Annotated in this window: 20 protein-coding genes and 1 riboswitch; of the genes, 10 read left to right on the top strand and 10 right to left on the bottom strand. The window is 42.1% G+C overall.

The features are described 5' to 3' along the window. Positions 1-76: 76 nt before the first annotated feature. Both WA256_RS15335 and glnA read right to left on the bottom strand, forming a co-directional pair. On the bottom strand, positions 77-598 hold the full coding sequence (locus WA256_RS15335) for a DUF4124 domain-containing protein (RefSeq protein ID WP_239963931.1): 522 nt from the start codon (positions 596-598) through the stop codon (positions 77-79). Positions 599-731: 133 nt separating this feature from the next. After that, positions 732-2138, bottom strand: coding sequence for a glutamate--ammonia ligase (gene glnA / locus WA256_RS15330; protein WP_062566669.1), 1407 nt, complete (start codon positions 2136-2138; stop codon positions 732-734). A 508-nt stretch (positions 2139-2646) separates the two neighbouring features. Here glnA and typA point away from each other — a divergent pair. Both typA and WA256_RS15320 read left to right on the top strand, forming a co-directional pair. Continuing rightward, positions 2647-4470: a translational GTPase TypA gene (gene typA, locus WA256_RS15325; RefSeq protein ID WP_269408544.1), complete on the top strand. Its 1824-nt coding sequence runs from the start codon at positions 2647-2649 to the stop codon at positions 4468-4470. Positions 4471-4799: 329 nt separating this feature from the next. Further along, positions 4800-5225, top strand: coding sequence for a BLUF domain-containing protein (locus WA256_RS15320; protein WP_335992573.1), 426 nt, complete (start codon positions 4800-4802; stop codon positions 5223-5225). Positions 5226-5240: 15 nt separating this feature from the next. On the opposite strand, the gene WA256_RS15315 is transcribed toward WA256_RS15320, so the two are convergent. Continuing rightward, positions 5241-6332 carry an MBL fold metallo-hydrolase gene (locus tag WA256_RS15315; RefSeq protein WP_335992572.1) on the bottom strand — a complete coding sequence of 364 codons (1092 nt, stop codon included), beginning with the start codon at positions 6330-6332 and terminating at the stop codon, positions 5241-5243. Positions 6333-6466: 134 nt separating this feature from the next. Then, complete coding sequence (locus WA256_RS15310; protein WP_054563456.1) at positions 6467-7123, bottom strand: DUF2959 domain-containing protein; 657 nt, start codon at positions 7121-7123, stop codon at positions 6467-6469. A gap of 86 nt (positions 7124-7209) precedes the next feature. On the opposite strand from WA256_RS15310, the gene WA256_RS15305 reads away from it, so the two are divergent. The 3 genes from WA256_RS15305 to dtd are packed head-to-tail and all read left to right on the top strand — an operon-like array spanning position 7210 to position 9486. After that, positions 7210-8082 carry a virulence factor BrkB family protein gene (locus tag WA256_RS15305; RefSeq protein WP_054563457.1) on the top strand — a complete coding sequence of 291 codons (873 nt, stop codon included), beginning with the start codon at positions 7210-7212 and terminating at the stop codon, positions 8080-8082. A 25-nt stretch (positions 8083-8107) separates the two neighbouring features. Next, positions 8108-9061: an alpha/beta fold hydrolase gene (locus tag WA256_RS15300; RefSeq protein ID WP_335992571.1), complete on the top strand. Its 954-nt coding sequence runs from the start codon at positions 8108-8110 to the stop codon at positions 9059-9061. After that, entirely contained in the window at positions 9049-9486 is a 438-nt protein-coding gene (gene dtd / locus WA256_RS15295; protein ID WP_252950669.1) for a D-aminoacyl-tRNA deacylase, read from the top strand. The genes WA256_RS15300 and dtd overlap by 13 nt, the downstream gene beginning before the upstream one ends. 7 nt (positions 9487-9493) lie before the next feature. Here dtd and WA256_RS15290 read toward each other — a convergent pair whose 3' ends face one another. After that, positions 9494-10183, bottom strand: coding sequence for a spermidine synthase (locus WA256_RS15290; protein ID WP_054563460.1), 690 nt, complete (start codon positions 10181-10183; stop codon positions 9494-9496). A gap of 228 nt (positions 10184-10411) precedes the next feature. On the opposite strand from WA256_RS15290, the gene WA256_RS15285 reads away from it, so the two are divergent. Further along, positions 10412-11305, top strand: coding sequence for a bifunctional GNAT family N-acetyltransferase/hotdog fold thioesterase (locus WA256_RS15285; protein WP_062566662.1), 894 nt, complete (start codon positions 10412-10414; stop codon positions 11303-11305). Positions 11306-11348: 43 nt separating this feature from the next. Here the strand turns inward: WA256_RS15285 and WA256_RS15280 are convergent, their stop codons facing one another. The 5 genes from WA256_RS15280 to dapA all read right to left on the bottom strand — a co-directional run bounded on the left by WA256_RS15280 (position 11349) and on the right by dapA (position 16541). After that, positions 11349-12386: a phospholipase A gene (locus WA256_RS15280; RefSeq protein ID WP_054563462.1), complete on the bottom strand. Its 1038-nt coding sequence runs from the start codon at positions 12384-12386 to the stop codon at positions 11349-11351. A gap of 186 nt (positions 12387-12572) precedes the next feature. Continuing rightward, entirely contained in the window at positions 12573-13691 is a 1119-nt protein-coding gene (locus tag WA256_RS15275) for a succinylglutamate desuccinylase/aspartoacylase family protein (protein WP_335992570.1), read from the bottom strand. A gap of 5 nt (positions 13692-13696) precedes the next feature. Next, complete coding sequence (locus tag WA256_RS15270) at positions 13697-14902, bottom strand: PLP-dependent decarboxylase (RefSeq protein ID WP_335992569.1); 1206 nt, start codon at positions 14900-14902, stop codon at positions 13697-13699. Next, positions 14902-15642 (bottom strand): 2,3,4,5-tetrahydropyridine-2,6-dicarboxylate N-succinyltransferase, encoded by a 741-nt coding sequence (locus tag WA256_RS15265; RefSeq protein ID WP_054552405.1) that lies wholly within the window; start codon positions 15640-15642, stop codon positions 14902-14904. Before WA256_RS15265 ends, WA256_RS15270 begins: the two co-directional genes overlap by 1 nt. A gap of 14 nt (positions 15643-15656) precedes the next feature. Next, positions 15657-16541 carry a 4-hydroxy-tetrahydrodipicolinate synthase gene (gene dapA, locus WA256_RS15260; protein ID WP_335992568.1) on the bottom strand — a complete coding sequence of 295 codons (885 nt, stop codon included), beginning with the start codon at positions 16539-16541 and terminating at the stop codon, positions 15657-15659. A gap of 137 nt (positions 16542-16678) precedes the next feature. After that, positions 16679-16875, bottom strand: a riboswitch (Lysine riboswitch). Between the two features lie 183 nt (positions 16876-17058). On the opposite strand from dapA, the gene WA256_RS15255 reads away from it, so the two are divergent. The 4 genes from WA256_RS15255 to acnB all read left to right on the top strand — a co-directional run bounded on the left by WA256_RS15255 (position 17059) and on the right by acnB (position 23605). After that, a complete protein-coding gene (locus tag WA256_RS15255; RefSeq protein ID WP_335992567.1) occupies positions 17059-17754 on the top strand; it encodes a DNA-3-methyladenine glycosylase I in 696 nt (231 codons plus the stop codon). An 8-nt stretch (positions 17755-17762) separates the two neighbouring features. After that, a complete protein-coding gene (locus WA256_RS15250; protein WP_335992566.1) occupies positions 17763-19175 on the top strand; it encodes a protein adenylyltransferase SelO in 1413 nt (470 codons plus the stop codon). A gap of 466 nt (positions 19176-19641) precedes the next feature. Next, positions 19642-20712 (top strand): OmpA family protein, encoded by a 1071-nt coding sequence (locus WA256_RS15245; protein ID WP_054563468.1) that lies wholly within the window; start codon positions 19642-19644, stop codon positions 20710-20712. Between the two features lie 295 nt (positions 20713-21007). After that, positions 21008-23605 carry a bifunctional aconitate hydratase 2/2-methylisocitrate dehydratase gene (gene acnB, locus WA256_RS15240; RefSeq protein ID WP_062566654.1) on the top strand — a complete coding sequence of 866 codons (2598 nt, stop codon included), beginning with the start codon at positions 21008-21010 and terminating at the stop codon, positions 23603-23605. Positions 23606-23773: the final 168 nt, after the last annotated feature.

Genomic DNA, 23773 nt, shown 5'->3' with positions numbered 1-23773 from the left:
GCACCATTTTAGTGCGTTTCAATTTAGTGCAGCTTAGCATACTCTTTTTACTTTGCGAGAAGTCATGTCAAAAACCTTAGTTTCCGCCATAAATTGAGGTTCTGTGCATGAAAAAGGTGCTGACTGGGCTAACCGAAACGAGTTTATTATTAGCATCATAAAGTTTAGCTTGTAATGTGTGTTCTCCACGCTCGACCTCTCTTAGTGCAAAGGTCGTGCTATTACTTGGTGCACCATGGGCAGAACCATCAAATAAAAGTTGTACTTTAAATCCGTTTTCAAAGCGTGGGCTAATTCGAGCAGTGACATACACTGAACCGGTATTTTCTCGCACGGTCGCTTCATTAGCAGGAGAAGCAATACTGACTTTAAATTTGACAGGTGTCGCACTTGGTGCGCTATCAAGTATGCTGGTGTCGGTAGCTGGCATGGTCAGGTTTTGGGTATTCATCTTTACTTCGGTAGCGCCAGGGCGCGGTGTATCAGAAAATACTAAAACGCCGTTTTTATCTTTCCAAGAATACACTTTCTGCGCTGCGCTATAGCCAAAAAAGCTTATAAAAATCAGCGATAGTACCAATAAAGTTGTGCTTTTCACCCTGCAACCCTGCATTTTTTAATCTAAATAAAACTGTAGAGTAGAACCCGCTCAATTACCATTAAAAAAGCCCGCAGAGCGGGCTTGAGAACACACATTTATTATCTTTCAGATAATTCTGGTACAGCGTGTGTTACACGCTGTAGTACATTTCGAACTCAACTGGGTGAGTTGTCATGTTAAGTTTTTCAACTTCTTGACCTTTAAGCGCGATGTATGCATCGATTAGGTCATCAGTGAATACGCCACCTTGAGTTAAGAACTCACGGTCAGCGTCTAATGATGCTAGTGCTTCAGATAAAGAAGATGCAACTTGTGGGATCTCAGCTGCTTCTTCAGCAGGTAGATCGTATAAGTCTTTGTCCATTGCATCGCCAGGGTGGATCTTGTTTTTGATACCGTCTAGGCCAGCCATAAGCATTGCAGAGAATGCTAAGTATGGGTTAGCTGTTGGATCAGGGAAACGTACTTCGATACGACGTGCTTTTGCAGAAGGCACCACTGGGATACGGATTGAAGCAGAACGGTTACGTGCAGAGTATGCAAGCATTACTGGTGCCTCGAAACCTGGTACTAGACGCTTGTATGAGTTAGTTGACGCGTTAGCGAATGCGTTGATTGCTTTAGCGTGCTTGATGATACCACCGATGTAGTAAAGTGCTTCTTCAGATAGACCTGCATATTTGTCACCAGCGAAGATGTTTACGCCATCTTTACCTAGAGATTGGTGACAGTGCATACCAGAACCGTTATCACCTACGATAGGCTTAGGCATGAATGTCGCTGTTTTTCCGTAAAGGTGAGCCATGTTATGGATAACATATTTCATCTCTTGGATTTCGTCAGCTTTTAATACCATTGTATTGAAGCGAGTTGCGATCTCATTTTGACCTGCAGTTGCTACTTCGTGGTGGTGAGCTTCTACTACTTGACCTAGTTCTTCAAGAACTAAACAAGTCGCTGAACGCCAGTCATGTGATGAATCAACAGGTGAACACGGGAAGTAACCGCCTTTAACACCTGGACGGTGACCCATGTTGCCACCTTCGTAATCTTTATCTGAGTTCCAAGCAGCTTCTACAGAATCGATTTTGTACATAGAACCAGACATGTCTGATTTGTATTTAACGTCATCAAAAAGGAAGAACTCTGGCTCTGGACCGAATAATACAGTGTCAGCAATACCAGTAGAGCGCATGTACTCTTCAGCGCGTTTTGCAACAGAACGTGGATCACGCTCATAACCTTGAAGTGTTGAAGGCTCAACTACGTCACAACGTACGATTAGTGTAGCTTCTTCAGAAAATGGGTCCATTTTCGCAGACTCAGGAACAGGCATAAGTACCATGTCTGATTCGTTGATACCTTTCCAGCCAGCAATTGAAGAACCGTCAAACATTTTGCCGTCTTCGAAGAAATCTTCATCAATTTGATGATGAGGAATAGAAACATGCTGTTCTTTACCTTTGGTATCAGTAAAGCGTAAATCAATGAACTTAACGTCATTTTCTTTGATAAAATCTAAAACCGATTGTGACATGTGTCCTCCAATTGTTGGGTTTTATTTTTTGCTGCATTATTGCTTTTCGCTTATATAAGCTGGTTTCGTGCCATTTTTTTAACACCTTGTTTAGACTTACAAAAAACAAACAAGGCTTTGTTTTGTTAACTTCTATTGCACTAAGTTGGTGCGTAAAAAGATCATTCTGGTGCGTAAAAAGTGCGACCTTGTTTTGCACAATTATTGAGCGTGCCAATTTTTCTGTTATGAACACGATTTAGTGCCAAAATATGGTTCAAAAACGAAAATTTCGCCAGTTTTGAGCTAAGATTCACTTTAATTTTCATAAATTTGTCATTTATAAAACAGATACTTATAAAAAGCCTGAAGAAAGTTTATAAATTTATATTGGATAAACTTTCATCCATGCCATTATTAAGGGATAATATGCGCCCTTTTAAATCCTATGCTGGGACATCTGGTGAAAACGCAGGTGAGTGCGTAGATCTTGCAGGATCAATGAGATTCAATTTCTCTGAGAAAAAATATGAGCATCGAAAAGTTAAGAAATATAGCGATTATCGCCCACGTTGACCACGGTAAAACAACTTTGGTTGATAAACTGCTTGAGCAATCAGGCACATTAGAAACGCGCGGCGGTAACGAAGAGCGCGTAATGGACTCAAACGACATTGAGAAAGAGCGTGGTATTACCATTTTAGCTAAGAACACAGCTATCTCTTGGAACGACTACCATATCAATATCGTAGACACCCCAGGACACGCCGACTTCGGTGGTGAAGTAGAACGCGTACTTTCGATGGCTGACTCAGTATTACTACTTGTTGATGCTCAAGAAGGTCCAATGCCGCAAACGCGTTTCGTAACGCAAAAAGCATTCGCACAAGGTTTAACGCCGATTGTTGTAATCAACAAAATCGACAAGCCTGGTGCACGTCCTGACTGGGTTATGGACCAAGTTTTCGATTTATTCGATAACCTAGGTGCAACTGACGAACAGTTAGACTTTAAAGTAATCTATGCATCAGCTATCAACGGCTGGGCAACAATGGATTTAGACGAGCCATCAGATAACATGGAACCAATGTTCCAGATGATCGTTGACGAAGTATCTCCACCGGATGCAGATCCTGAAGGTGCTTTCCAAATGCAAATTTCTCAGCTTGACTACAACTCATACATCGGTGTTATTGGTGTAGGTCGTATCAAGCGTGGTACTGTTCGTCCTAACCAACAGGTTACTGTTGTAAGCGCAGACGGTACTAAGCGTAACGGTAAAGTTGGCCAAGTAATGAGCTACTTAGGTCTTGAGCGTCATGAAGCAGAATCTGCAGGCGCAGGTGACATCATTGCAATCACAGGTCTTGGTGAGTTGAAAATCTCAGACACTATCTGTGATGTAAATACCGTTGAAGCATTACCACCGCTAAGCGTTGATGAGCCTACAGTAACAATGACGTTCTCTGTAAACACATCACCATTTGCTGGTAAAGAAGGTAAATTCGTAACTTCACGTAACATCCTTGAGCGTTTACAAGCTGAGCTTGTTCACAACGTTGCATTACGTGTTGAAGAAACTGACAACCCAGATAGCTTCCGTGTTTCTGGTCGTGGTGAGTTACACTTAGGTATCTTAATCGAGAACATGCGTCGTGAAGGTTACGAGCTTGCTGTATCTCGTCCACAAGTAATCCTTCGTGAAGTTGATGGTCAAAAAGAAGAGCCATACGAAACACTTACAATCGACTGTCAAGAAGAGCACCAAGGTTCTATCATGGAACAAATTGGTCTTCGTAAGGGTGAACTAACAGACATGTCTCCAGATGGTAAAGGCCGTGTACGTATGGACTTTATGATCCCAAGCCGTGGCTTAATTGGTTTCCAAACTGAATTCATGACATTAACGTCTGGTTCTGGTCTTCTTTACCACACATTCGATCACTACGGTCCTCATAAAGGCGGTACTATCGGTGCTCGTAAGAATGGTGTAATGATTGCAAACGCAACAGGTAAAGCACTTACTAACGCATTATTCAACTTACAAGACCGTGGTAAGTTATTCATCGGTCACGGTGTTGAAGTTTACGAAGGTATGGTTATCGGTATCCACAGCCGTGACAACGACCTAACAGTAAACGCGCTTAAAGGTAAGCAACTTACAAACGTTCGTGCATCTGGTACAGATGAAGCACAAACGCTTGTTCCACCACTAAACTACACGCTTGAACAAGCGATTGAGTTCATCGATGATGACGAGTTAGTGGAAGTGACACCTGAGAACATCCGTATTCGTAAGCGTCACTTAACTGAAAGTGAGCGTAAGCGTGCGAGCCGTCAAGCTAAAGACTAATAAGGTCTTTTAGTTTCACAAAATTAAAACCGCCGTATTGAAAAATACGGCGGTTTTTTGTTGTAATGATTAGCCGTTAGCCGTTAGCCGTTAGCCGTTAGCCGTCAGCCGTAAAAAATCGAGAAGTTAGATTTCAGAAGTCAGATATCAGTTGATCGAGAGGGGGGTTATTTTTTATGTAATTAAACAAACAATCTTGTTGTTGAGGAAATGTATTTTACTTTGTTCTAACCACTAACCACTAACCACTAACCACTAACCACTCGCAACTTTTTACTAACTCCCCCATCTGTACTATCTTTTCTAAATCCAACTTGCAGGAGAGTAAGATGTATTTAGTTAGACTGATTTACACAAGTGAAATTAGCGATGGGTTTGGGCCCAATGACATCGAAGATATTCTCGAGAAAGCTAAGCAGAATAATGCAGAAAGTAATGTAACTGGGCTACTTTGTTTTAATAGTTCTCACTTTATGCAATGCCTTGAGGGATCACGAAAAGCGGTGAATGAAACTTATCATCGTATTCTTAATGACAAACGTCATTGCAATATAATTATGCTGAACTATTGTGAAATTTATGAAAGAGAGTTTGAAAATTGGTCTATGGGTTACATTCCTTACACTAAACAAGTGACCCCTATTAACCTTAAATACTCAGGTACCAGTGAATTTAATCCATTAGCCATGTCGGCAGGAAGCGCCCATAAACTTATGTTGGCTTTACGGGACTCATTGCTCAAACATACTATGTAGGGCTTGTAAGTGTCACTACAGTGACACTTGCTCACCTTCATTCAATATGTAAAGAGGGACTTGGCTGTTCATCTGTTTTTGCATATGTAGTAATCTTAATAATGCAGAGTGGCTTGAATGGTCACCCATTTGCCAGCTTGAGTTGCCATAACCCCATGGGATCATTACTTTACAACTTAGCTCCTCTGCGGCGTTTAAGCTGTCTTCTGGCGTTGTATGAACATAGCGATACCACTTACCGTTTTCTTCATGGTAATAAGAAGCGATAGGCATTAAACATACATCAATCTCGCCGTATTTTTGATTAATATCTTGGAAGTGTTTTGAGTAACCGGTATCACCAGCAAAAAACAAGGTTTTACCGTTTTGCTCAAGTAACCAACCATTCCATAAATCTTTATTGTGGTCGTCGTAAATGAAAGGCACCATTATACGACTGCTAAAATGATGAGCTGGCAGCGCATGAATCGTTAAATCATTAATTTGTGTACTTGCGTACCACGCCATTTCTGAAATATTAAAGCCACCCGTCGGGAAGTTATCTGCAAACCCTAATGGCACTAAGTAGCGGGGGGGATTGCCAATCTCTTCTATATCCGCCTTGTTAAAATGGTCATAGTGAATGTGTGAGTACATTACTGCATCTAAGCCATTAAGTTCAGCTTGTGATGGCCAAAAACCAGGTTTGCGATAAATGCCCCCAGCAAGCTTAAAGGCAAAGTCTACCGGTGAATCAAACTGATCTTTAACAGGGTCAAACAACAGCTGCTCACCATTTGGTGATTGAATATAAAACCCAGCATGACCTAACCAGCGCACCGTAAAACCTGAATTGATTGCAGGCACATTTTGTTCTGCGTGAAACTCGCATTGTGAGCTGCTGTCGTCGCACACGAGCAGTTCTGACGCTTCATAGCAATTGTCAGTGCAGGTTGTTGGGTATTCTTTATCACCCGGATAAAGGTTGTGGTAGCGACCTTCGTACTCACCCTCGGTTTTTAACGGAGTGATAGTGCCTTCACCGGCAATAATATTAACAGTGTTTGAATTACTGCATGCACTTAAAAGTGCTACTGCAATAAGTGCTGAGAGAGTTTTTAAATGCATACCATGCTTACTTTTTATTCTTTGCCGTGAGTTTAGCAAAATAAAATTTAAGATAAATCATTAAAAAGTAACAAGAGGTTACATAAAAAAGCCTACGTTATAAGTAGGCTTTTGTTATTAATAGCTTGAGCTGATTAGCCCGCTTTGTTCATTTGCTCAATGAACTTATTAGAGTCTTCAATTGATTTGTTCATGTCGTCCATTAACACTTTTATATCGCGTTTTAGGCTTGTGAACTCACCTTTGATAGCAGTTACAGCTTGTGCGTTTAGATTATGTTTTAAGTACAAAACATTATCATGAAGTGATGATAATACTGGCTCCATTTTGCTTTCTGCACTACGCATTGAGCGAAGTAGTTGATCAAATTGGCGCTTAGTTGCATTGAGCTTTTTGCTGCTTTCACGTTTAAGAGAGGCGCTTTTGTATTGCTCTAGCTCATCGGCCCATTCATCAAATAGTGCTTCAGCTACATCTTCTACTTTATTGATATTGCTTGTTACGTCGTTTGCTGCCGCTAAGCTCGACTCGTAATCATCATTCAGTTGATTGTAGGCATCTTGTAGTTCACCACCATCAAAATTGATAAGCGTGGTTAATCTGTCTAATGCTGATTGAAACTCTTCTTGTGACTCTTGCTGTGCTTCTTTTGTTTCTTCTACGCGGTCTACTAAAATGTCGCGTTTATGCACACCGACAGACTCCATGGCTGAGTAGTAAGCTGACTGACAGCCTGATAATGCCATTGTTACTGCAAATAGTGGTGCACTTAAAAGTGTCAGTTTTTTCATTGAGAATCCTTTTTAGGTACCTTTCATTTCAAATTATGTGGTGGATTGCTATGATTATCAAAACATTTTAGCAGAAATTAGATTCTATGGATGAGAAGCTCAGTCGATATAAGTTGCAATTAAGCACTTTTTTAAAGCAACAACCTACTTGGTGGATGCAGTATCTCAATCGCTGTATTGACGATCAAATCACTGTCAATGCGGGTTATTTGGCTTATGTAACCTTATTATCAATCGTGCCTTTAGTGGCGGTTGGTGTTGCTATTTTTTCTGCTTTTCCAGGATTCGAAAGCACGTTAGTGACCATAGAAAACTTCTTGTTTACTAACCTTGTGCCGACCTCTACAGATGTAATTAAAGAGCATATCAGCGCTTTTGCCGGTAATGCGAATAAAATGACTGCCGTTGGTGTGGGTTTTTTAGCGGCGGTATCTTTGTTACTTATTCGCAATGTCGATGCTACATTAAATCGAATTTGGCGTATTAAGAAAAAGCGCCCAATGATGATTTCGTTTGCCGTTTATTGGATGGTGCTTAGTCTGGGCCCTGTGTTATTAGGGGCTAGTATTGGTGTTACTTCATACATCGTATCGTTAGTGTCGTTTGCCGATCAAGGTATCCCCGGCTTTAGCGGCTTTTTATTGAAATTATTACCTTACATAATTTCAATGATTGGCTTCATTATGCTCTATACTTTAGTTCCTAACACACGAGTTCCATTTAGAGCGGCAATTCCGGGCGCTTTGTTTGCAGCTATGTTGTTTGAGCTGACAAAAAAAGGCTTTGCTTTGTACATCAGCCACTTCCCATCATACGAAGTTATTTATGGGGCGTTGGCGACAATCCCTATTTTATTTGTATGGGTGTATTTGTCGTGGATTGTCGTATTACTCGGTGCAGAATTTACTGTATGTATCAGCCCTGAGAATATCGAGGACACGCCTGATATAGAGGTTTAAATTCACTGCACCTAAGGAGAGCGAGGTGCAGTTACATCCACAATATGTTGCCAACCGTGATTATCACTTGAGTGTTGGCGATGGTCATCAAATCCATGTGCAAGAATATGGTGCGTCTACTGGGATTGCTGTGGTGTTATGCCATGGCGGGCCTGGTGCGGGTCTATGCCCTGAAAACTGCCGCTTTTTCGACTTAGAACGTTTTCGGGTGATCATGTTCAGCCAGCGTGGCTGTGGTCACTCAACCCCGCATGATAGTTCAACCAATACAACCTCAGAATTAGTCGCCGATCTCGAGTATTTACGCCAGCAACTGGGTATTGAAAAATGGCTGGTGTGCGGCGAATCGTGGGGTGCCACTTTGGCACTTGTCTACGCTATTCATCACCAAGAGCATGTTGCAGGGCTTATTTTAAGGGCTAGCTTTTTAGCATGTAACAGTGACTTCGAGTGGCTTTACACAACAAAAGGAGCCGGTGCACATTTTTACCCTGAGTGCTTTAATGAATTTGCACATGATTACACTGATTGGCATGCGTTACTCGATTTTTATCAGCAACAGCTAAACAGTGACGATCAAATTAAAGCCAGTAAATTTGCCAAGTTATGGTGTCATTGGGAGCAGGTACTATGTCATGGTGAGCCGTTAACAAACTGGAGTTTACAGGAGCCCCATGTCGGGTTAAATCAAGCAAAGTTAATGGTGCATTATTTTCGTCATCACTGCTTCATTGAAGAAGGCTTTATCGCAGAAAATGCCCATCTACTGACTCATTTACCTATTTGGTTTATTCATGGCCGCGCCGATTTGATCTGTCGATATAGTGCCGTACAGCAGCTTGCTGAAAAGTTAAATGCACAATTATTGATTTTAGATGGCATTGGGCACAGCAGTGATAATCAGGTATATTTGGCGGCAATGCGACGTGCCGCAGATTTAATGTATATCAAGTTATCGAGGGATCAATGCAAGGCTTAATTCAAAGAGTAAAACAAGCAAAAGTAGAAGTGGCAGGCGAAGTGGTTGGTGAAATTTCACAAGGTATTTTGCTGCTATTAGGTGTTGAAAAACAGGACACCGAGCAAAGCGCCCTGAAGCTTTTACACAAAGTCAGCAATTACCGCATTTTTACCGATGAACAAGGAAAGATGAATTTAAGTTTGAATGATATCAAAGGTGAGCTTTTAGTGGTTTCGCAGTTTACCTTAGCAGCCGACACTAAAAAGGGTATGCGTCCAAGCTTTTCAAGTGCTGGCACGCCAGAACAAGCCAATACACTCTATGAGTATTTTATTGCAGAGGCTAAAAAAGCAGGCTTAACAGTGGCTACCGGGCAATTTGGTGCTGATATGCAAGTAAGCCTATGTAACGATGGTCCCGTTACTTTTAATTTATCTGTTTAGCAGACAGCTATTTTTTGATCATCACGATGTGATTTACGTAGTCGGGGATTTTTACAATGCTTGGGCGCTTGCCAAACTCGGTGATTAGCAGGTGCTCAAGTTGCTTTAGTTGCGATGGGTGATTAGATAAAAAATTAATGAACAACAAGCCATCTTTTGCCATCGCTGCTCTTAGCTTGGTGTAAAACTGGTGCTTGTATAAAAATAATGGCGCATCTACCTCACTGAATAAATCTAGGATAATCCAATTGTATTCGTTGTTTTGCTCTAATACTTGCTGCGCATCAAAACAGTGCAGATTATTGGCATGGTCGCCACCAAAGTAACGTTTATAGCAGTGAATTATGTCGGGGTTTTTATCAACCGATGTCAGTTGGCTGTCAGGGTAGGTGTGCTGTAAGTAATTACGAATAGCACCACCGCCTAGCCCTAGTTCTAAAATCTTTTTAGGTTCCTCTAAGTCTTGCCAAAGCTTTGCAAGGTATTGTAAATGCGGGAAAAGTAATCTGGCAGGTCGGCGTTTTTCAATGACCGATTGTAGAGTTTCATTGATCAATAACCAGCGTAATTGGTTAAGTTGCCTAACTTGAATACTGTAATTGCCTTGTTTATGCCAATAGATGAGTTGCCCTAATCGGTGGCAGTCCTCAATAAAACTATGTTTTACTGCGCCACTGGGTTCAAGAAAATGTTCCATATTTCGGGCCTTTAGCTATTTATTTATTAAAATAATACAATTATTTCAGCATAGACCAGCAGGCTTAAAGTGCAATTGTGCATTAGTTTTTACAGCCAAGAATAATAATTTAGGTTGGGTCACCAAAGTATTATTCCAACTTGTTAGAAGATCGCGTATCGTAATTCGCATTGCAAAGGCCACGACAGAAAAACAACAGACAGTGGCTGAATTATCACAGGAGTTTTTATGTTTAAAGTGACCACCCCACAAAGCAGCGAAGATTGGCAAGCGTACTATTCATTACGTTGGCAGGTTTTAAGAGCACCCTGGGGCGAGCCGCGTGGTTCTGAGCAAGATGACTTAGAACAAGACGCAGAGCACCGCTTTATCAAAAATAATGACGGCGAAGTATTAGGCGTAGCGCGCCTGCATTTTAATAATCATCAGCAAGCGCAAGTTCGTTATATGGCGGTTGCTGAAGGTAATCGTAACCAGCATATTGGTAGTCGTTTATTACATGAATTAGAAAAAATCGCATGGACTCAAGATGCTGACGAGCTGGTATTGTTTGCTCGTGAGCGAGCCCTTGATTTCTATAAGCGTCATGGCTACGAATTAAAAGAAAAAGCGCACCTTGCCTATGACGATGTACAGCATTGGAAAATGGTAAAACAAAAACCCTCTGAGCCGGGTTGGTTCCGTCATCCAAACTGGACACAAGTACTGCAAAACACGTGGCGTGAGTCGATCCCAATCAGTGATGCGATGGGCATTAAAGTTGAAAGCTATACCGATTGGCAGTTTACTACCCGCGCTGATTTAGATGCGAACTTAAACCTTCATAACACTATGTTTGCGGGTTCAATTTATAGTTTAGCAACCTTAACAGGGTGGGGCGCAACTTACCTTGCGCTGAAAGAAGCAGGCCTTGAAGGAAATATCGTGTTAGCTGATGCCAACATTAAATACCTTAAACCACTCAATAACGACCCTCGTGGTAGTGTTGAGCTGGCTGGCTGTAAAGGCAAATTAGCTGATTTAGAAGAAAGTGGTAAAGCAAGCTACCACGTGCCAGTAAATGTATACGATGGCGATGTGTTAGTAGCAGAATTTGAAGGTCACTTCATCGTTAAAAAATAACGACTATTTAGAGCGAGCTAACTAAAGCTCGCTCTTCTTACAGTTAAAGTAAGTCAGTTAACAGAATACCCACACCAAAACGTTCAATATCGGCGTTGTAATCAATCAAGCTCTCACCATAACCATTAAAATATTGTGCGTAGCCACGTAATCGGCCCCAAAGAGGAAAAGACCAATCTAATTGGATTGCACCACGGTTATCTGAATTTAAGTTATTACGGGTCATAAAGCTAAATTCATGCTCGTTGTAACGATATGCACCTGAAAACTCAAAGTAACCCATGTATTTGTAGATATCTGGATTATCATCGCCACGGGCTTCTAGCTCATCGTCCTTTTTATCTTCAGGAATGCGATACCAAGGCTTAAAGCTAAAAACAAAGCCATCTTTTTCCCATAGGAAATCGGCATAGATACGGTTCCATGAACGTGAATTAGGCTGGCTGCGGCCATTCGATTGATGTGAGGCACCAATTGCAATTGCCATTTCATCGCCCCAAAGCACATGCTCAGGATCAAGGTAGTTCACCCAGAAGATCTCTGGTTCGTAATTTGTTTCACGAAACGGTGATGAAATATCTTTGTTGTAAAACTGCCAAAACGATTGCATGGTAAACGCAAAGAATACGCCCTGATCTTTATCTGAAAAGCCTTCGAAGATAGGCACTTTAATTGAAAGTTGATATTTCACTTCAAGATTATCAAGTGGCTCGCCATCAGTTTGCTCAGCAAGATCTTTTAAACCATCAAAAGGACGTTCATTCGGGTTAGATACGTATGAAAGCGGTAATATGTAGTTACGCTTATGCGGGGTGATCACATTACGGTTTTTCTTGCTTACTTCTTCACGGGCTTTACGTTTGTCTAAAGCGGTGAGCTTTTTACTCTCGTCTAAGTCTGAGCATTTTTTACGAAGTTCTTCGAGTGTTTGTTTACCGTCACCGCCAATCGCTTCGTTCAAAATACACTGCTTTACGAGTTCTAGCGCGTCATCTTGTTCGTTAGTTTGTGGTTGTTCAGTTTGAGCAAATACAGGTACAGAAAATAAGCCAGCTGCTGCCAGCCAAATGCGCCATCCCATTGCAGTTCCCTTTCAGTAGACTTGTAAGTAGGTATAATTATAACGATTTTTACATAAGTAACCGTGAACTTGTACTGAATTGTTAAAATTTTAGGTAAATAGAGAGCCCCAAGCTAAGCTTGGAGCCCTGCTGTAACGGCCTAAGGGCATAAGCCGTTGACTCTCACGCAATGAGAAGGGATGAGCTTATAGCTCAAATACGGTGGTAAAAAACTTATAAAGTTCGGTACCTTGATTCACGCTTGCTGAAGCAAAATGCAAAATAGCAATGGCGTCTTTATCAAAACTTAATGTTTGTAGCGGCTGCTCAGAAAGGTAGCGCTCCATTCTTAAAATGCGGGCGATAGGCTCACCAGCTTTAATATGGCCACCCAGTGGGGCAAGATACTCGACCATGCCACCCATAGGTGCGTAATAAGCTACATAATCTTCAAGCATGCAGGCATAACGTGTCATCGCTTTTGGATGATACGCAGCATCAACTAATACCTCTTTTTGATTGAGGTAACTTAAAATGCTATTTGCATCTTCAAGTGCCGCACTTAAATCGATTTTTTCTTGGCTACCAAGTTCAACAGTGAATGCTTCGACTTGAACAGCAAATTCACGGCCTTGTTTGGCAAGCTCTTCAGATAGTGACCACCATGGGCAGAAACTCGCTTCATCCATCGCGCCATCAAAATCACTTGGGATCAATAACACATGCTCGATGTTGAAGTAACTTGCGCTGTCTTTGGCGTATTCAGGGCAATATAAGTGCTTACTTGAGATAGGCCCTGTGTGAAGGTCTAAAACGATATCAGCCTGATGCGCAAGCTTTTGTAAGTTAAGGGCAATACGCTTACCCGTTGTTAGGCTGTAATCAGGACCCGTTAATTGACAGTCGATGTCAGCAACGAGTGCCTGTTTAAACGCCGCTTTAAGGGTCGTATCATCACTGTCTTTATGCTGTTCAGCAATCTGTGACGGTAACGCTTTATTAAAGCGGTACATGCGGTTCCAGTTGGTGCCAGTAATTGGATCGAAGCGACCTAAAGTAAACTCACCTGATTTTTGGTTGCAACCAATAGGGTTAGCATAAGGAACTAGGGTAATATCGCCACGCAGATTGAGTGATTTTAGCTGCTCAAGCAATTGATAAATTACTGCATTACCTTGTACTTCAGCACCATGCATATTGGCTTGTATATACACGTTTGGTCCCGTGCCATCGCCTTTTAAGCGATACACAGGAATTGTCAGTGGTAGGCCGTTGGCAATCTCGCCAACCACAATATTCTCTTGGCTGATTAACTCTTTACTCATGGCGATTACCTTAAATAATAGCTGGCATCTTCAGCGCTACGGATACACTCAATATTGCCTTGTTCAAGGATGTATTCAGCCGCTAATTCGTGGCATAAAAAGTACGGCATGCTTTCGGTAAAGCCGTATGCACCACATTGGCTGAATACCAACCAGTCTTGATCATTTAAATCGCTCGCTAATTGGTGCTCACCTAAGCAATCAAGGGCGGTGCAAAGCGGGCCGTATAAAGTCATTGCCGCAGGCTCAGCCGTTGACTCGCGTAGTAATGCCGCAGGAAAATCTTGGTTTGTTACAGCAGGGCGAAGTAAATGGTTAATACCGCCTGATAAAATCACTTGTTGTTGATTGTAATTCTCTTTGCGCTCAACAACCGGCGTTGCGTAATGGCCGCATTCGCCCACCGCATAGCGGCCAAGTTCCATCCAAAGCTCTTTGACACCTGCATCTGCTTTAATAGCCGCCAGAGTCTCGATAAGTGCAGACCAATCGAGTCGGTTAGCATCTTGCGTATAAGGAATACCTAAGCCACCCCCTAAATCGAGAATATTAAGGTTAATATTTATTGAGCTTGCTAGCTGTTGTAATGGCGCAATCATCGCACGCCATAGCTCGGCGAGCTTGTCAGTACTTAGCATATTGCCCCATTGGAAAATATGCAGGCCATCAAAGTTAAGAGCTGGGTAATCACTTACAGTCAGTGCTTGCCACTCATCACAGCCCAAACCAAAAGGAGTAAGGCTATCACCACCAAGAGGGTTCTTTTCGCCGTCTGGCCAACGAAGTTGTACGCGCAATAGAACTTGCAGCTGGCAATTTGCTTTTGTTGCTTGTTCGTTTAACCAGCGAACTTGGTTAATGCTCTCGGCCACGAAGGTACGTACGCCGCGAGCAATAAAATGTGAAATTTGTTTAGGGCTCTTTGCAGGCCCTGTGTTGAGCACGCGCTCGCTATCGATGCCTTGAGCAAGCACTTGCTCAAGTTCACCTTTACTTGCAACATCAAAGTTAAACCCTGCGCTGTCTAAACATTGAATAATGCGAGACAGCGGGTTGGCCTTTACGGCATACCAAAGCTTCACATCGGTTTGCGCAGTCAGTTGATTTAAATGTGCAGTTAATTTATCTAAATCATAGATAAAAAATGGCGTATCAAGATGTGTTGAAACTTGTTCAACAGCTTGCTTGATGGGCGTGCTCAAAAAGCTCATTAACGTAAAACCTCTTCTAACAGTAATGATGCATCGCTTTGTTCATCACGGTATTTCACGATCAATGCACAAGACATGCTTAGGCCTTGCTCGCGAGCCCATGCATTTGAAGCTGGGCGAGAGCCTGGGATCACAATCGCGTTTTCTGGGATGGCTTCACCTTTGTCTAGCTGGCGTTCGTTAACGCAATCGTAAACAGGAATAGTTGCCGATAAACGAACACCTGGCGCAAGTACAGCACCTTTTTTCACAACCACACCTTCAACAATAACGCAGCCTGCGCCGATGAATGCGTCATCTTCAATAACCACAGGGCTAGCACCAATTGGCTCAAGTACACCACCTAATTGTACTGCAGCACTTAGGTGAACATTTTTACCCACTTGTGCGCATGAACCCACTAATGCGTGGCTGTCGACCATAGTGCCTTCGTCGATGAACGCGCCAATATTCACATATGCTGGTGGCATGATAATGGTGCCTTTGGCAACGTGTGCGCCACGGCGAACACTGCTACCACCTGGTACCATACGCACGCCAGCATCGGCTGCAAAGCCTTGTGGTGCTAAGTTGTGCTTATCAACAAAACCACCTGGGAACTCAGTATTAGTGCCGTTTTTAAAGGCTTCTAAAATGCCTTGTTTAACTTCAACATTGGCGTGCCAGTTGCCGTTCTCGTCTTGTGTTGCTGCGCGAACTGCGCCTGATTCTAAGTTGTTTAATAATTCTAACCAGCTCATGATAAAACCTGTTTTTAGTTCCAAGATAAAATAGTGTTGTTTGCGTGGGTGATGCTGTCTGTTTGCTCAAGCTCTAAATGCGTAAGCGGCGGACGTAAATGCGGGGTATTTATTTTACCTTGCAGGTGCATCAGTACTTTTACGGGGATTGGGTTTGCCACAGCGAATAAACTTTGGATTGCTTGCGACCAATCGGTGAATAGATTTGGGTATTGACCACTTAAACTGCGTTTAACAAACTCATGGGTTTGACTCGGCCAAGCATTCGCGGCAACCGAAACTAAACCTTTTGCACCCGCTTGAGCAAAATATGGCATAAGTGCATCATCGCCACTGAAAATAGCCAGTGTTGGTGATGCCGTTCTAAAGCCTTCAAATTTGCTAATGTCGCCACTGGCTTCTTTTAAGGCCCAAAGATTTTTGTGCTCAGCAAGGTTTGTGATCACCTGCGGTGAAATCTCAACTGCACTGCGTCCTGGTACGTTATACAACATACAAGGGTGGTTACTTGCGTCTAGTAGGCTTTTAAACCAATGTGTTTGGCCAACAACCCCAGGTTTTGCATACAGAGGTGAACCTAACAGGTAGCCATGAATAGGTAGTTGGTTGCAGTATTCAACCCAAGCAATTTGTTGCTTAAGGTTCATGCCGCCCACAGCAACCATGAGTGGGACACTTGGTGCTAATTGACAAACATGTTCAACAATGGCTTGTTGCTCTTTGAGTGAAAGCGCCAGTCCTTCACCGGTACTGCCAAGCAATAAAATGCCGTTATTTGCATCTTGCTGCTCCGTAACCAGTTGTTCAAGGGCCGTGTAATCGACCTCGCCAGATTCAGAAAATGGCGTGACAAGCGCTGTCCACAATGGATAGTCGTTTAAATCAAAATTGTTGATCATCTCTCACGAACTTATAAGGTATTCGAAGAGTTTATGCGGGAACATTTGAATGGAGCCGCATGTCGTCGTTCGAACAAGGTATAATTCGAAGAGCGAATGGGCTTAAAATAATAAAGACGCGAAGGCCTTATTATACTAAGACCAGAAGCTCTCCACCAAACTAATCAATAGCGCTTTGCTATTGTTGGTGACAGTCGCTGGGATTCAGCCCAGTCGCCCGAAATAAGCACCTCACAAACGGTGTTACTTCTCGGCGTTAATTCCCCTCACGTATGATCAACAGAGTCTGTGCTCTTCCCATACGCTACCTGAATAACGCACCTCTTCCAGCCCTTTATGCTCGCTTTAAAGGTTAAAGCCAACATAGTTAAATAGGGTATTGGCGGCGATTAAAGCATTTTAGCCATCTAGGTGTCAAGGCGAAGGATTTGTTTTTTAGTGACCGATTTTGCAACATGGTTACGTATAAGCGTGTTTTTACGTACACTTAGCGTTAACCAAATAAATTGGAAAAATGATGGAAAAATTTAACGATATTTATCAGCGAGCCGTATCTCGAAAAGGCAGCGAAGAAATGCTGCATGCATTGTTATCAAACCCGCTCGATGATACTGATATTGCCAAAATGCATGACGATTTATGGTTAGAAGAGTTTACGCGTAAAGTCTTTCAAAGCGGTTTTTATTGGTCTGTTATCAATAATAAATGGGCTGGTTTTCGTGATGTGTTTTGGGATTTCAGCGTAGAAAAGTTGTTGATGATGCCGCCAGATATGCTTGAGCAAAAAGCCAGTGATGAGCGAATTGTTCGTAATTTTAAAAAAGTACAAACGATCCCAGAAAATGCGTACATGATCCACGAAGTTGCCGAGAAACATGGTAGTTTTAGCCAATTTATTGCAGATTGGCCAACTGACAATATTATTGGTTTGTGGGCCTATCTTAAAAAGCATGGTGCGCGTTTAGGGGGAAATACTGGCCCATACGCTTTGCGAGCGCTTGGTAAAGATACCTTTTTGCTCTCTCGCGATGTAGAAGCTTATTTGCGTGCCCATGAGTTGATTGATGGCGGCTTACAAACTAAAAAATCGTTACAAGCAGCACAAAATTTTTTCAATGAATTACAACAGCAAAGCGGTTACAGCCTGCAGGCACTAAGCCAACTAGTGGCCTATGGTGTAGGCGATAATCGTGTAGGTGTAGCAACACGTTAAGGACAGTTATGAAACTGCAAACCCGATACACAGATATTAGTGAACTGCTTGCTATTAAAGATATGCCGAGTGCCGTTGCTAAGCCGCAATTACTGCTATTTAATGACAAACTCGCTGATAATTTTGAAATTAAACACGACAGCGAATTTTTAGCTAAATTACTATCTGGTTCAACAATAGATAAAGATGTTGCACCGGTTGCACTTGGTTACTCAGGTCATCAATTTGGTCATTTTTCACCGCGTCTTGGTGATGGTAGAGCGCATTTGCTTGGTGCTATTGCAGATCACAATGGCACGCAGTGGGACTTACAGTTAAAAGGTGCAGGAGCAACGGTATTCTCACGTGGTGGTGATGGTCGCTGTGCCATTGGTCCAGCTGTACGAGAGTACATTATGAGTGAGGCACTTCATGCGTTAGGTATCGCTACTACGCGTTGTTTAGCTGTGGTTACAACTGGCGAAACGGTATATCGCCAGCCACCTCGCCCGGGTGCAGTTGTCACTCGCTTAGCTAAGAGTCATATCCGTGTTGGCTCATTTCAATACTTAGCTACACAAGGTGATATAGAAGGGCTAGAAAAGCTAGTCGATTACGCAGTTGATTGTCACTTTCCTGACATCAGCAGTAATGGTGAGCAGCGTTATATTGAATTTTTAACCGCCGTGTTAGATAAGCAAATAGAGCTGGTTATCAGCTGGATGCGAATTGGCTTTATACATGGCGTTATGAATACAGATAATACTTTGATTAGTGGTGAAACCATTGACTATGGCCCCTGCGCGATGATGAATCAGTTTGACTTAGACACGGTGTTTAGTTCGATTGACCATCAAGGGCGCTACGCATTTGGTAATCAGCCGAATATTGCCAATTGGAATATTGCGCGTTTAGCTGAAAGCTTAATTCCTTTATTTACTGATCAAGATGCTGCCGTTGAGCAACTCTCACCGGTTGTGAATGGTTTTGCTGCTAAATTTAATGATGCATTTAATACTATGTGGCAGCAGAAATTAGGATTAGCAGGTCAGCAAGAAGGCGATCACGCTTTAGTTTCAGAGTTACTGGGGTTAATGAAGCAACACCAACTTGATTACACCAACACTTTCAATGCACTTACTGAATCTTTAGTGACAGACTTTGTTATAGATTCTAATTTAAAAGGATGGGTTTCAAAATGGAGGCTCAGAACATCAGCTGAAAGTTACAACACAATGCGAGCCGTTAATCCTGCAGTCATTCCGCGTAATCATAATATTGAAATGATCTTGGCTGAGTATGAAAAGGCAGGATCTAGTTCATCAATCAATGAGTTTTTAAAAGTCATTCAAAAACCATATGAGTATGAGGAAGAATTTGCCGCATGGTATCAACCTCCGAAGGAAGGGGATTGTAATTACCAAACTTTTTGTGGTACTTAAGGGTTAATCTTTATGGTTGATAACAATTGTAAATGCTCATTTTTTTAAATCTGAGTGTTCGTTGATTGAGCAAGTTAGCTGCCAGTGTTATGATTTATATCAATAAAATAGCACTAAAGTTTTGCTTTTTAACGAAAATTTACAAATAAAGTTGCTTTCAACTTGTTGATTTAAAAATAACCAATATAATAATGTAATTGGGAATGGACTTTTATCGGTTTTGAAGTCAGTAGATTAGGCTGAATCGACTTTCACCTAATCATAACAAAGCGATCTAAAGGCATTGTTACGCAAAGTTATTTAGATAACCTATTATTTGGGTAATTGACTGAAATTACTCGGCAAGATTTTTGTTCTGTACCGAGTTCGTTAAGTTTTGATTAACTATTAGTCGACTACTCTGTTTAAACTGATTGAGCTGGTTTGACTTAGCTACAATTTTAATTGTGAAAATGGGAAGGAAACAATGAAATTAAAATCACTTACTATTGCTTTAGCACTTGCTGCAACTAGTGCTTCAAGCTTCGCTGCCGAAAAGCAAGGTTTCTACATCGGCGCATTTGGCGACTACTATGATAATTCTTGGGAAAATGTCCGCGACTACACTCCAGGTGGCCTTGATGTTGATGACTCTACAGGTTGGGGTTTAGAGCTAGGTTACCGTTTTAGTGATTACTGGAGTGCTCGTTTAGAATATGCTGACATGGACTTCGATTGGAAAGCTGATCTAAATGACGGTACTTCTGTTAGCGGTACTGAAAGTGGCAAACGTTACGGTATTGACGCTTTATATCACTTAGGTGGTGGTCCATTCTACGGTATTTTCGGTCTTAAAAATCTTGATGCGGTTGACGAAGATCTAATGTTCGCAAACGTAGGTGCTGGTTACCAACACTACTTCACAGATAACTTCGCGTTTAACGCTGAAACATCTTTATACCAAGGTCTTGACCGTGGTTACACAGATGTTGGCGCTAAATTAGGCCTAAGCTATATCTTCGGTGCGCAAAGCTCAGCTTCTGAGCCAGTTGAACCTGCTCCAACAGTTGTTCCTGTTGCGGTTGAGCCAGTTGATAGCGATGGCGATAACATTCCTGATGCTGATGACCAATGTGCAAACACGCCAATGACTGACGCTGTTGATGGTACTGGCTGTACATTATATGAAGATCGTGAAGTAACTAAGAGCTTACTAATCACGTTCCCTAACAACACGTCTAAAGTATCTCAACAATACTTAGATGATATTGACCGCGCTGCTAAGTTCTTAAAAGAGCACCCAGGTACTGACGTAGTACTTGAAGGTCACACTTCATCAGTAGGTAAAGCTGACTACAACAAGTGGTTATCTAAGAAACGTGCTGATGCTGTTGCTAAGAAACTAATCGAAGACGGTATTGACCCAATGCGTCTTACTACTGTTGGTTTAGGTGAAGAGCGCCTTAAAAACCCAGCAAATACGCCAGAAGCTCATGCTGAAAACCGTCGTGTTGAAGCGAAAGTAACTGTAATTGAGCGTGTAAAAGTAGAGCGTTAATCTAACCCTTTACGCAAATTTGAAAACCCAGCCTAGTGCTGGGTTTTTTCATTTCTAACACCTCTAAAGTAAGTAGATAGGAATGATTCTTAATAAATATTCATTTGAATAGCGTTTTTTTCTAGTACTATTCATGCTATTTATAGTGAATATTAAACTCCTTACTTACAGCATGGATTTTCATCTATACTTAAAAGCTTTATAATTAACCGTCAGAATACTATAAGTACTGGGTCTTAATTGGTATTTAGCTTAATACTACCGAGTACTTTCACGTCACCAAGAGGGCAATATTGTGCTACAAGAATATCGTAAACACGTAGAAGAACGTGCCGCGTTAGGTATCGTACCAGCGCCATTAGATGCTCAGCAAACGGCTGATCTTATTGAATTAATCAAAAACCCACCGGCAGGCGAAGAAGAGTTTATCGTTGATCTTCTAGTTAACCGCGTACCACCGGGTGTTGATGATGCTGCTTACATCAAAGCTGGTTTCTTAGCTGCAGTTGCAAAAGGTGAAGCGAGCTCTCCACTTGTATCAAAAGAAAAAGCAGCTGAGCTACTTGGTACTATGCTAGGTGGTTACAACATCGCACCTATGATTGATCTTCTAGATGACGAAGCGTTAGCGCCGATCGTTGTTAAAGGTTTATCAAACACATTATTAATGTTCGATGCTTTCTATGATGTAGAAGAAAAAGCGAAAGCAGGTAACGAATTTGCTAAGCAAGTAATCGAATCGTGGGCAAATGCAGAATGGTTTGTAAACAAGCCTGCAGTTGCTGAAAAAATCTCAGTTACCGTATTCAAAGTAACTGGCGAAACAAATACAGATGACCTTTCTCCTGCACCAGATGCATGGTCTCGCCCTGATATTCCACTGCACGCTTTAGCAATGCTGAAGAACGAACGTGATGGTATCAATCCTGAAAAACCAGGTGAAGTTGGTCCAATCTCACAACTAGAAGAGCTTAAAACGAAAGGTTTACCTCTTGCATACGTTGGTGATGTAGTTGGTACGGGTTCTTCTCGTAAATCTGCAACTAACTCAGTACTTTGGTTCATGGGTGATGATATTCCTCACGTACCAAACAAACGCGTTGGTGGTGTATGTTTAGGCGGTAAAATCGCTCCTATCTTCTTCAACACAATGGAAGACTCTGGTGCATTACCAATCGAACTTCCTGTTGATGAGCTAAACATGGGTGACCAAATCGATATCTTCCCATACGAAGGTGTTGTTAAGCGTCACGGTACTGATGAAGTAATCTCTACTTTCTCTCTTAAATCAGACGTAATTCTTGATGAAGTGCGTGCTGGTGGTCGTATTCCACTAATCATCGGTCGTGGTTTAACTGATAAAGCGCGTGCATCACTAGGTATGGAAGCTGAAGATATCTTCCGCAAGCCTGCTCTTGTAACAGATTCTGGTAAAGGCTTCACATTAGCTCAGAAGATGGTTGGTAAAGCATGTAACATGCCTGGCGTACGTCCTGGCCAATACTGTGAGCCGAAAATGACAACTGTTGGTTCTCAAGATACAACAGGTCCTATGACGCGTGACGAACTTAAAGATCTAGCATGTTTAGGCTTCTCTGCAGATTTAACAATGCAGTCTTTCTGTCATACATCAGCTTATCCTAAGCCAATCGACGTAAACACTCACCACACACTTCCTGATTTCATCATGAACCGTGGCGGTGTATCACTTCGTCCAGGTGACGGTGTAATCCACTCATGGTTAAACCGTATGTTATTACCAGATACAGTAGGTACTGGTGGTGACTCGCATACTCGTTTCCCTCTAGGTATTTCATTCCCAGCGGGTTCAGGTGCGGTAGCATTCGCAGCAGCAACTGGTGTAATGCCTCTTGATATGCCTGAGTCAATCTTAGTACGTTTCAAAGGTGAAATGCAGCCAGGTATCACATTACGTGATCTAGTACATGCTATCCCTTACTACGGTATTAAAGAAGGTCTTCTTACTGTTGAGAAGAAAGGTAAGATCAACGAATTCTCTGGTCGTGTACTAGAAATCGAAGGTGTTGAGCACCTAACAGTTGAGCAAGCTTTCGAGCTTTCTGATGCGTCAGCTGAGCGTTCAGCGGCAGGTTGTACAGTTAAACTTTCTAAAGAGTCTATCGCTGAATACCTAGAGTCAAACATCGTAATGCTTAAATGGATGATCTCTGAAGGTTACGGTGATGTTCGTACTATTGAGCGTCGTATCAATGCAATGCAAGAGTGGTTAGCTAACCCTGAACTTATGGAAGCTGATGCTGATGCAGAGTACAAACACGTACTTGAAATCGACCTAGCTGATATCAAAGAGCCAATCCTTTGTGCTCCAAATGACCCAGATGATGCACGTCTTCTTTCTGACGTAACAGGCGAGAAAATCGATGAAGTATTCATCGGTTCTTGTATGACTAACATCGGTCACTTCCGTGCTGCAGGTAAACTACTAGATGGTTTCAGTGGTCGTATCCCAACTCAACTTTGGGTTGCACCACCAACGAAGATGGATAAAGACCAGCTTACTGATGAAGGTTACTACGGTATCTTTGGTCGCGTAGGTGCACGTATCGAAACTCCAGGGTGTTCACTATGTATGGGTAACCAAGCACGTGTTGCTGATAAAGCAACTGTTGTTTCTACCTCTACGCGTAACTTCCCTAACCGTCTAGGTACTGGCGCTAACGTATTCTTAGCATCAGCAGAGCTTGCAGCAGTAGCGGCAATCTTAGGTAAATTACCTACACCTGCTGAGTACCAAGAGTATGCAGATAAGATCAATGCAACTGCAGCTGATACTTATCGTTACCTGAACTTCCACCGTATGCCTCAATACACTAAAAAGGCAGACCAAGTGATCGTTCAGCAAGCTGTATAATTAGTAATAATTAAATTTACTAGTATAAAAGCCCGCACCTAGCGGGCTTTTTTATTAAGTTTTTGTTCAGTTTGGTTTGTAAAATTAATACATTTGTCTACACTGATTATTGTTAAAAGTTAACAGTTGTAACTTTGTGTTTAATGTTGTAACCAAGGAAGGCGGGCA

This window comes from Pseudoalteromonas sp. CH_XMU1449-3 (genome assembly GCF_037027245.1).
Lineage (GTDB): Bacteria > Pseudomonadota > Gammaproteobacteria > Enterobacterales > Alteromonadaceae > Pseudoalteromonas > Pseudoalteromonas shioyasakiensis.
This window is presented reverse-complemented; position numbering and strand designations above follow the sequence as displayed.

Bases quoted from the DNA above. Each gene is read 5' to 3' on its own strand.
- WA256_RS15270 (WP_335992569.1), bottom strand. From the start codon at position 14,902: ATGAGCTTTTTGAGCACGCCCATCAAGCAAGCTGTTGAACAAGTTTCA.
- WA256_RS15315 (WP_335992572.1), bottom strand. From the start codon at position 6,332: ATGCATTTAAAAACTCTCTCAGCACTTATTGCAGTAGCACTTTTAAGT.
- WA256_RS15265 (WP_054552405.1), bottom strand. From the start codon at position 15,642: ATGAGCTGGTTAGAATTATTAAACAACTTAGAATCAGGCGCAGTTCGC.
- WA256_RS15255 (WP_335992567.1), top strand. From the start codon at position 17,059: ATGGAAAAATTTAACGATATTTATCAGCGAGCCGTATCTCGAAAAGGC.
- WA256_RS15290 (WP_054563460.1), bottom strand. From the start codon at position 10,183: ATGGAACATTTTCTTGAACCCAGTGGCGCAGTAAAACATAGTTTTATT.
- WA256_RS15285 (WP_062566662.1), top strand. From the start codon at position 10,412: ATGTTTAAAGTGACCACCCCACAAAGCAGCGAAGATTGGCAAGCGTAC.
- typA (WP_269408544.1), top strand. From the start codon at position 2,647: ATGAGCATCGAAAAGTTAAGAAATATAGCGATTATCGCCCACGTTGAC.
- WA256_RS15275 (WP_335992570.1), bottom strand. From the start codon at position 13,691: ATGAGTAAAGAGTTAATCAGCCAAGAGAATATTGTGGTTGGCGAGATT.
- WA256_RS15310 (WP_054563456.1), bottom strand. From the start codon at position 7,123: ATGAAAAAACTGACACTTTTAAGTGCACCACTATTTGCAGTAACAATG.
- WA256_RS15280 (WP_054563462.1), bottom strand. From the start codon at position 12,386: ATGGGATGGCGCATTTGGCTGGCAGCAGCTGGCTTATTTTCTGTACCT.
- dapA (WP_335992568.1), bottom strand. From the start codon at position 16,541: ATGATCAACAATTTTGATTTAAACGACTATCCATTGTGGACAGCGCTT.
- glnA (WP_062566669.1), bottom strand. From the start codon at position 2,138: ATGTCACAATCGGTTTTAGATTTTATCAAAGAAAATGACGTTAAGTTC.
- WA256_RS15305 (WP_054563457.1), top strand. From the start codon at position 7,210: ATGGATGAGAAGCTCAGTCGATATAAGTTGCAATTAAGCACTTTTTTA.
- dtd (WP_252950669.1), top strand. From the start codon at position 9,049: ATGCAAGGCTTAATTCAAAGAGTAAAACAAGCAAAAGTAGAAGTGGCA.
- WA256_RS15250 (WP_335992566.1), top strand. From the start codon at position 17,763: ATGAAACTGCAAACCCGATACACAGATATTAGTGAACTGCTTGCTATT.
- WA256_RS15245 (WP_054563468.1), top strand. From the start codon at position 19,642: ATGAAATTAAAATCACTTACTATTGCTTTAGCACTTGCTGCAACTAGT.
- WA256_RS15320 (WP_335992573.1), top strand. From the start codon at position 4,800: ATGTATTTAGTTAGACTGATTTACACAAGTGAAATTAGCGATGGGTTT.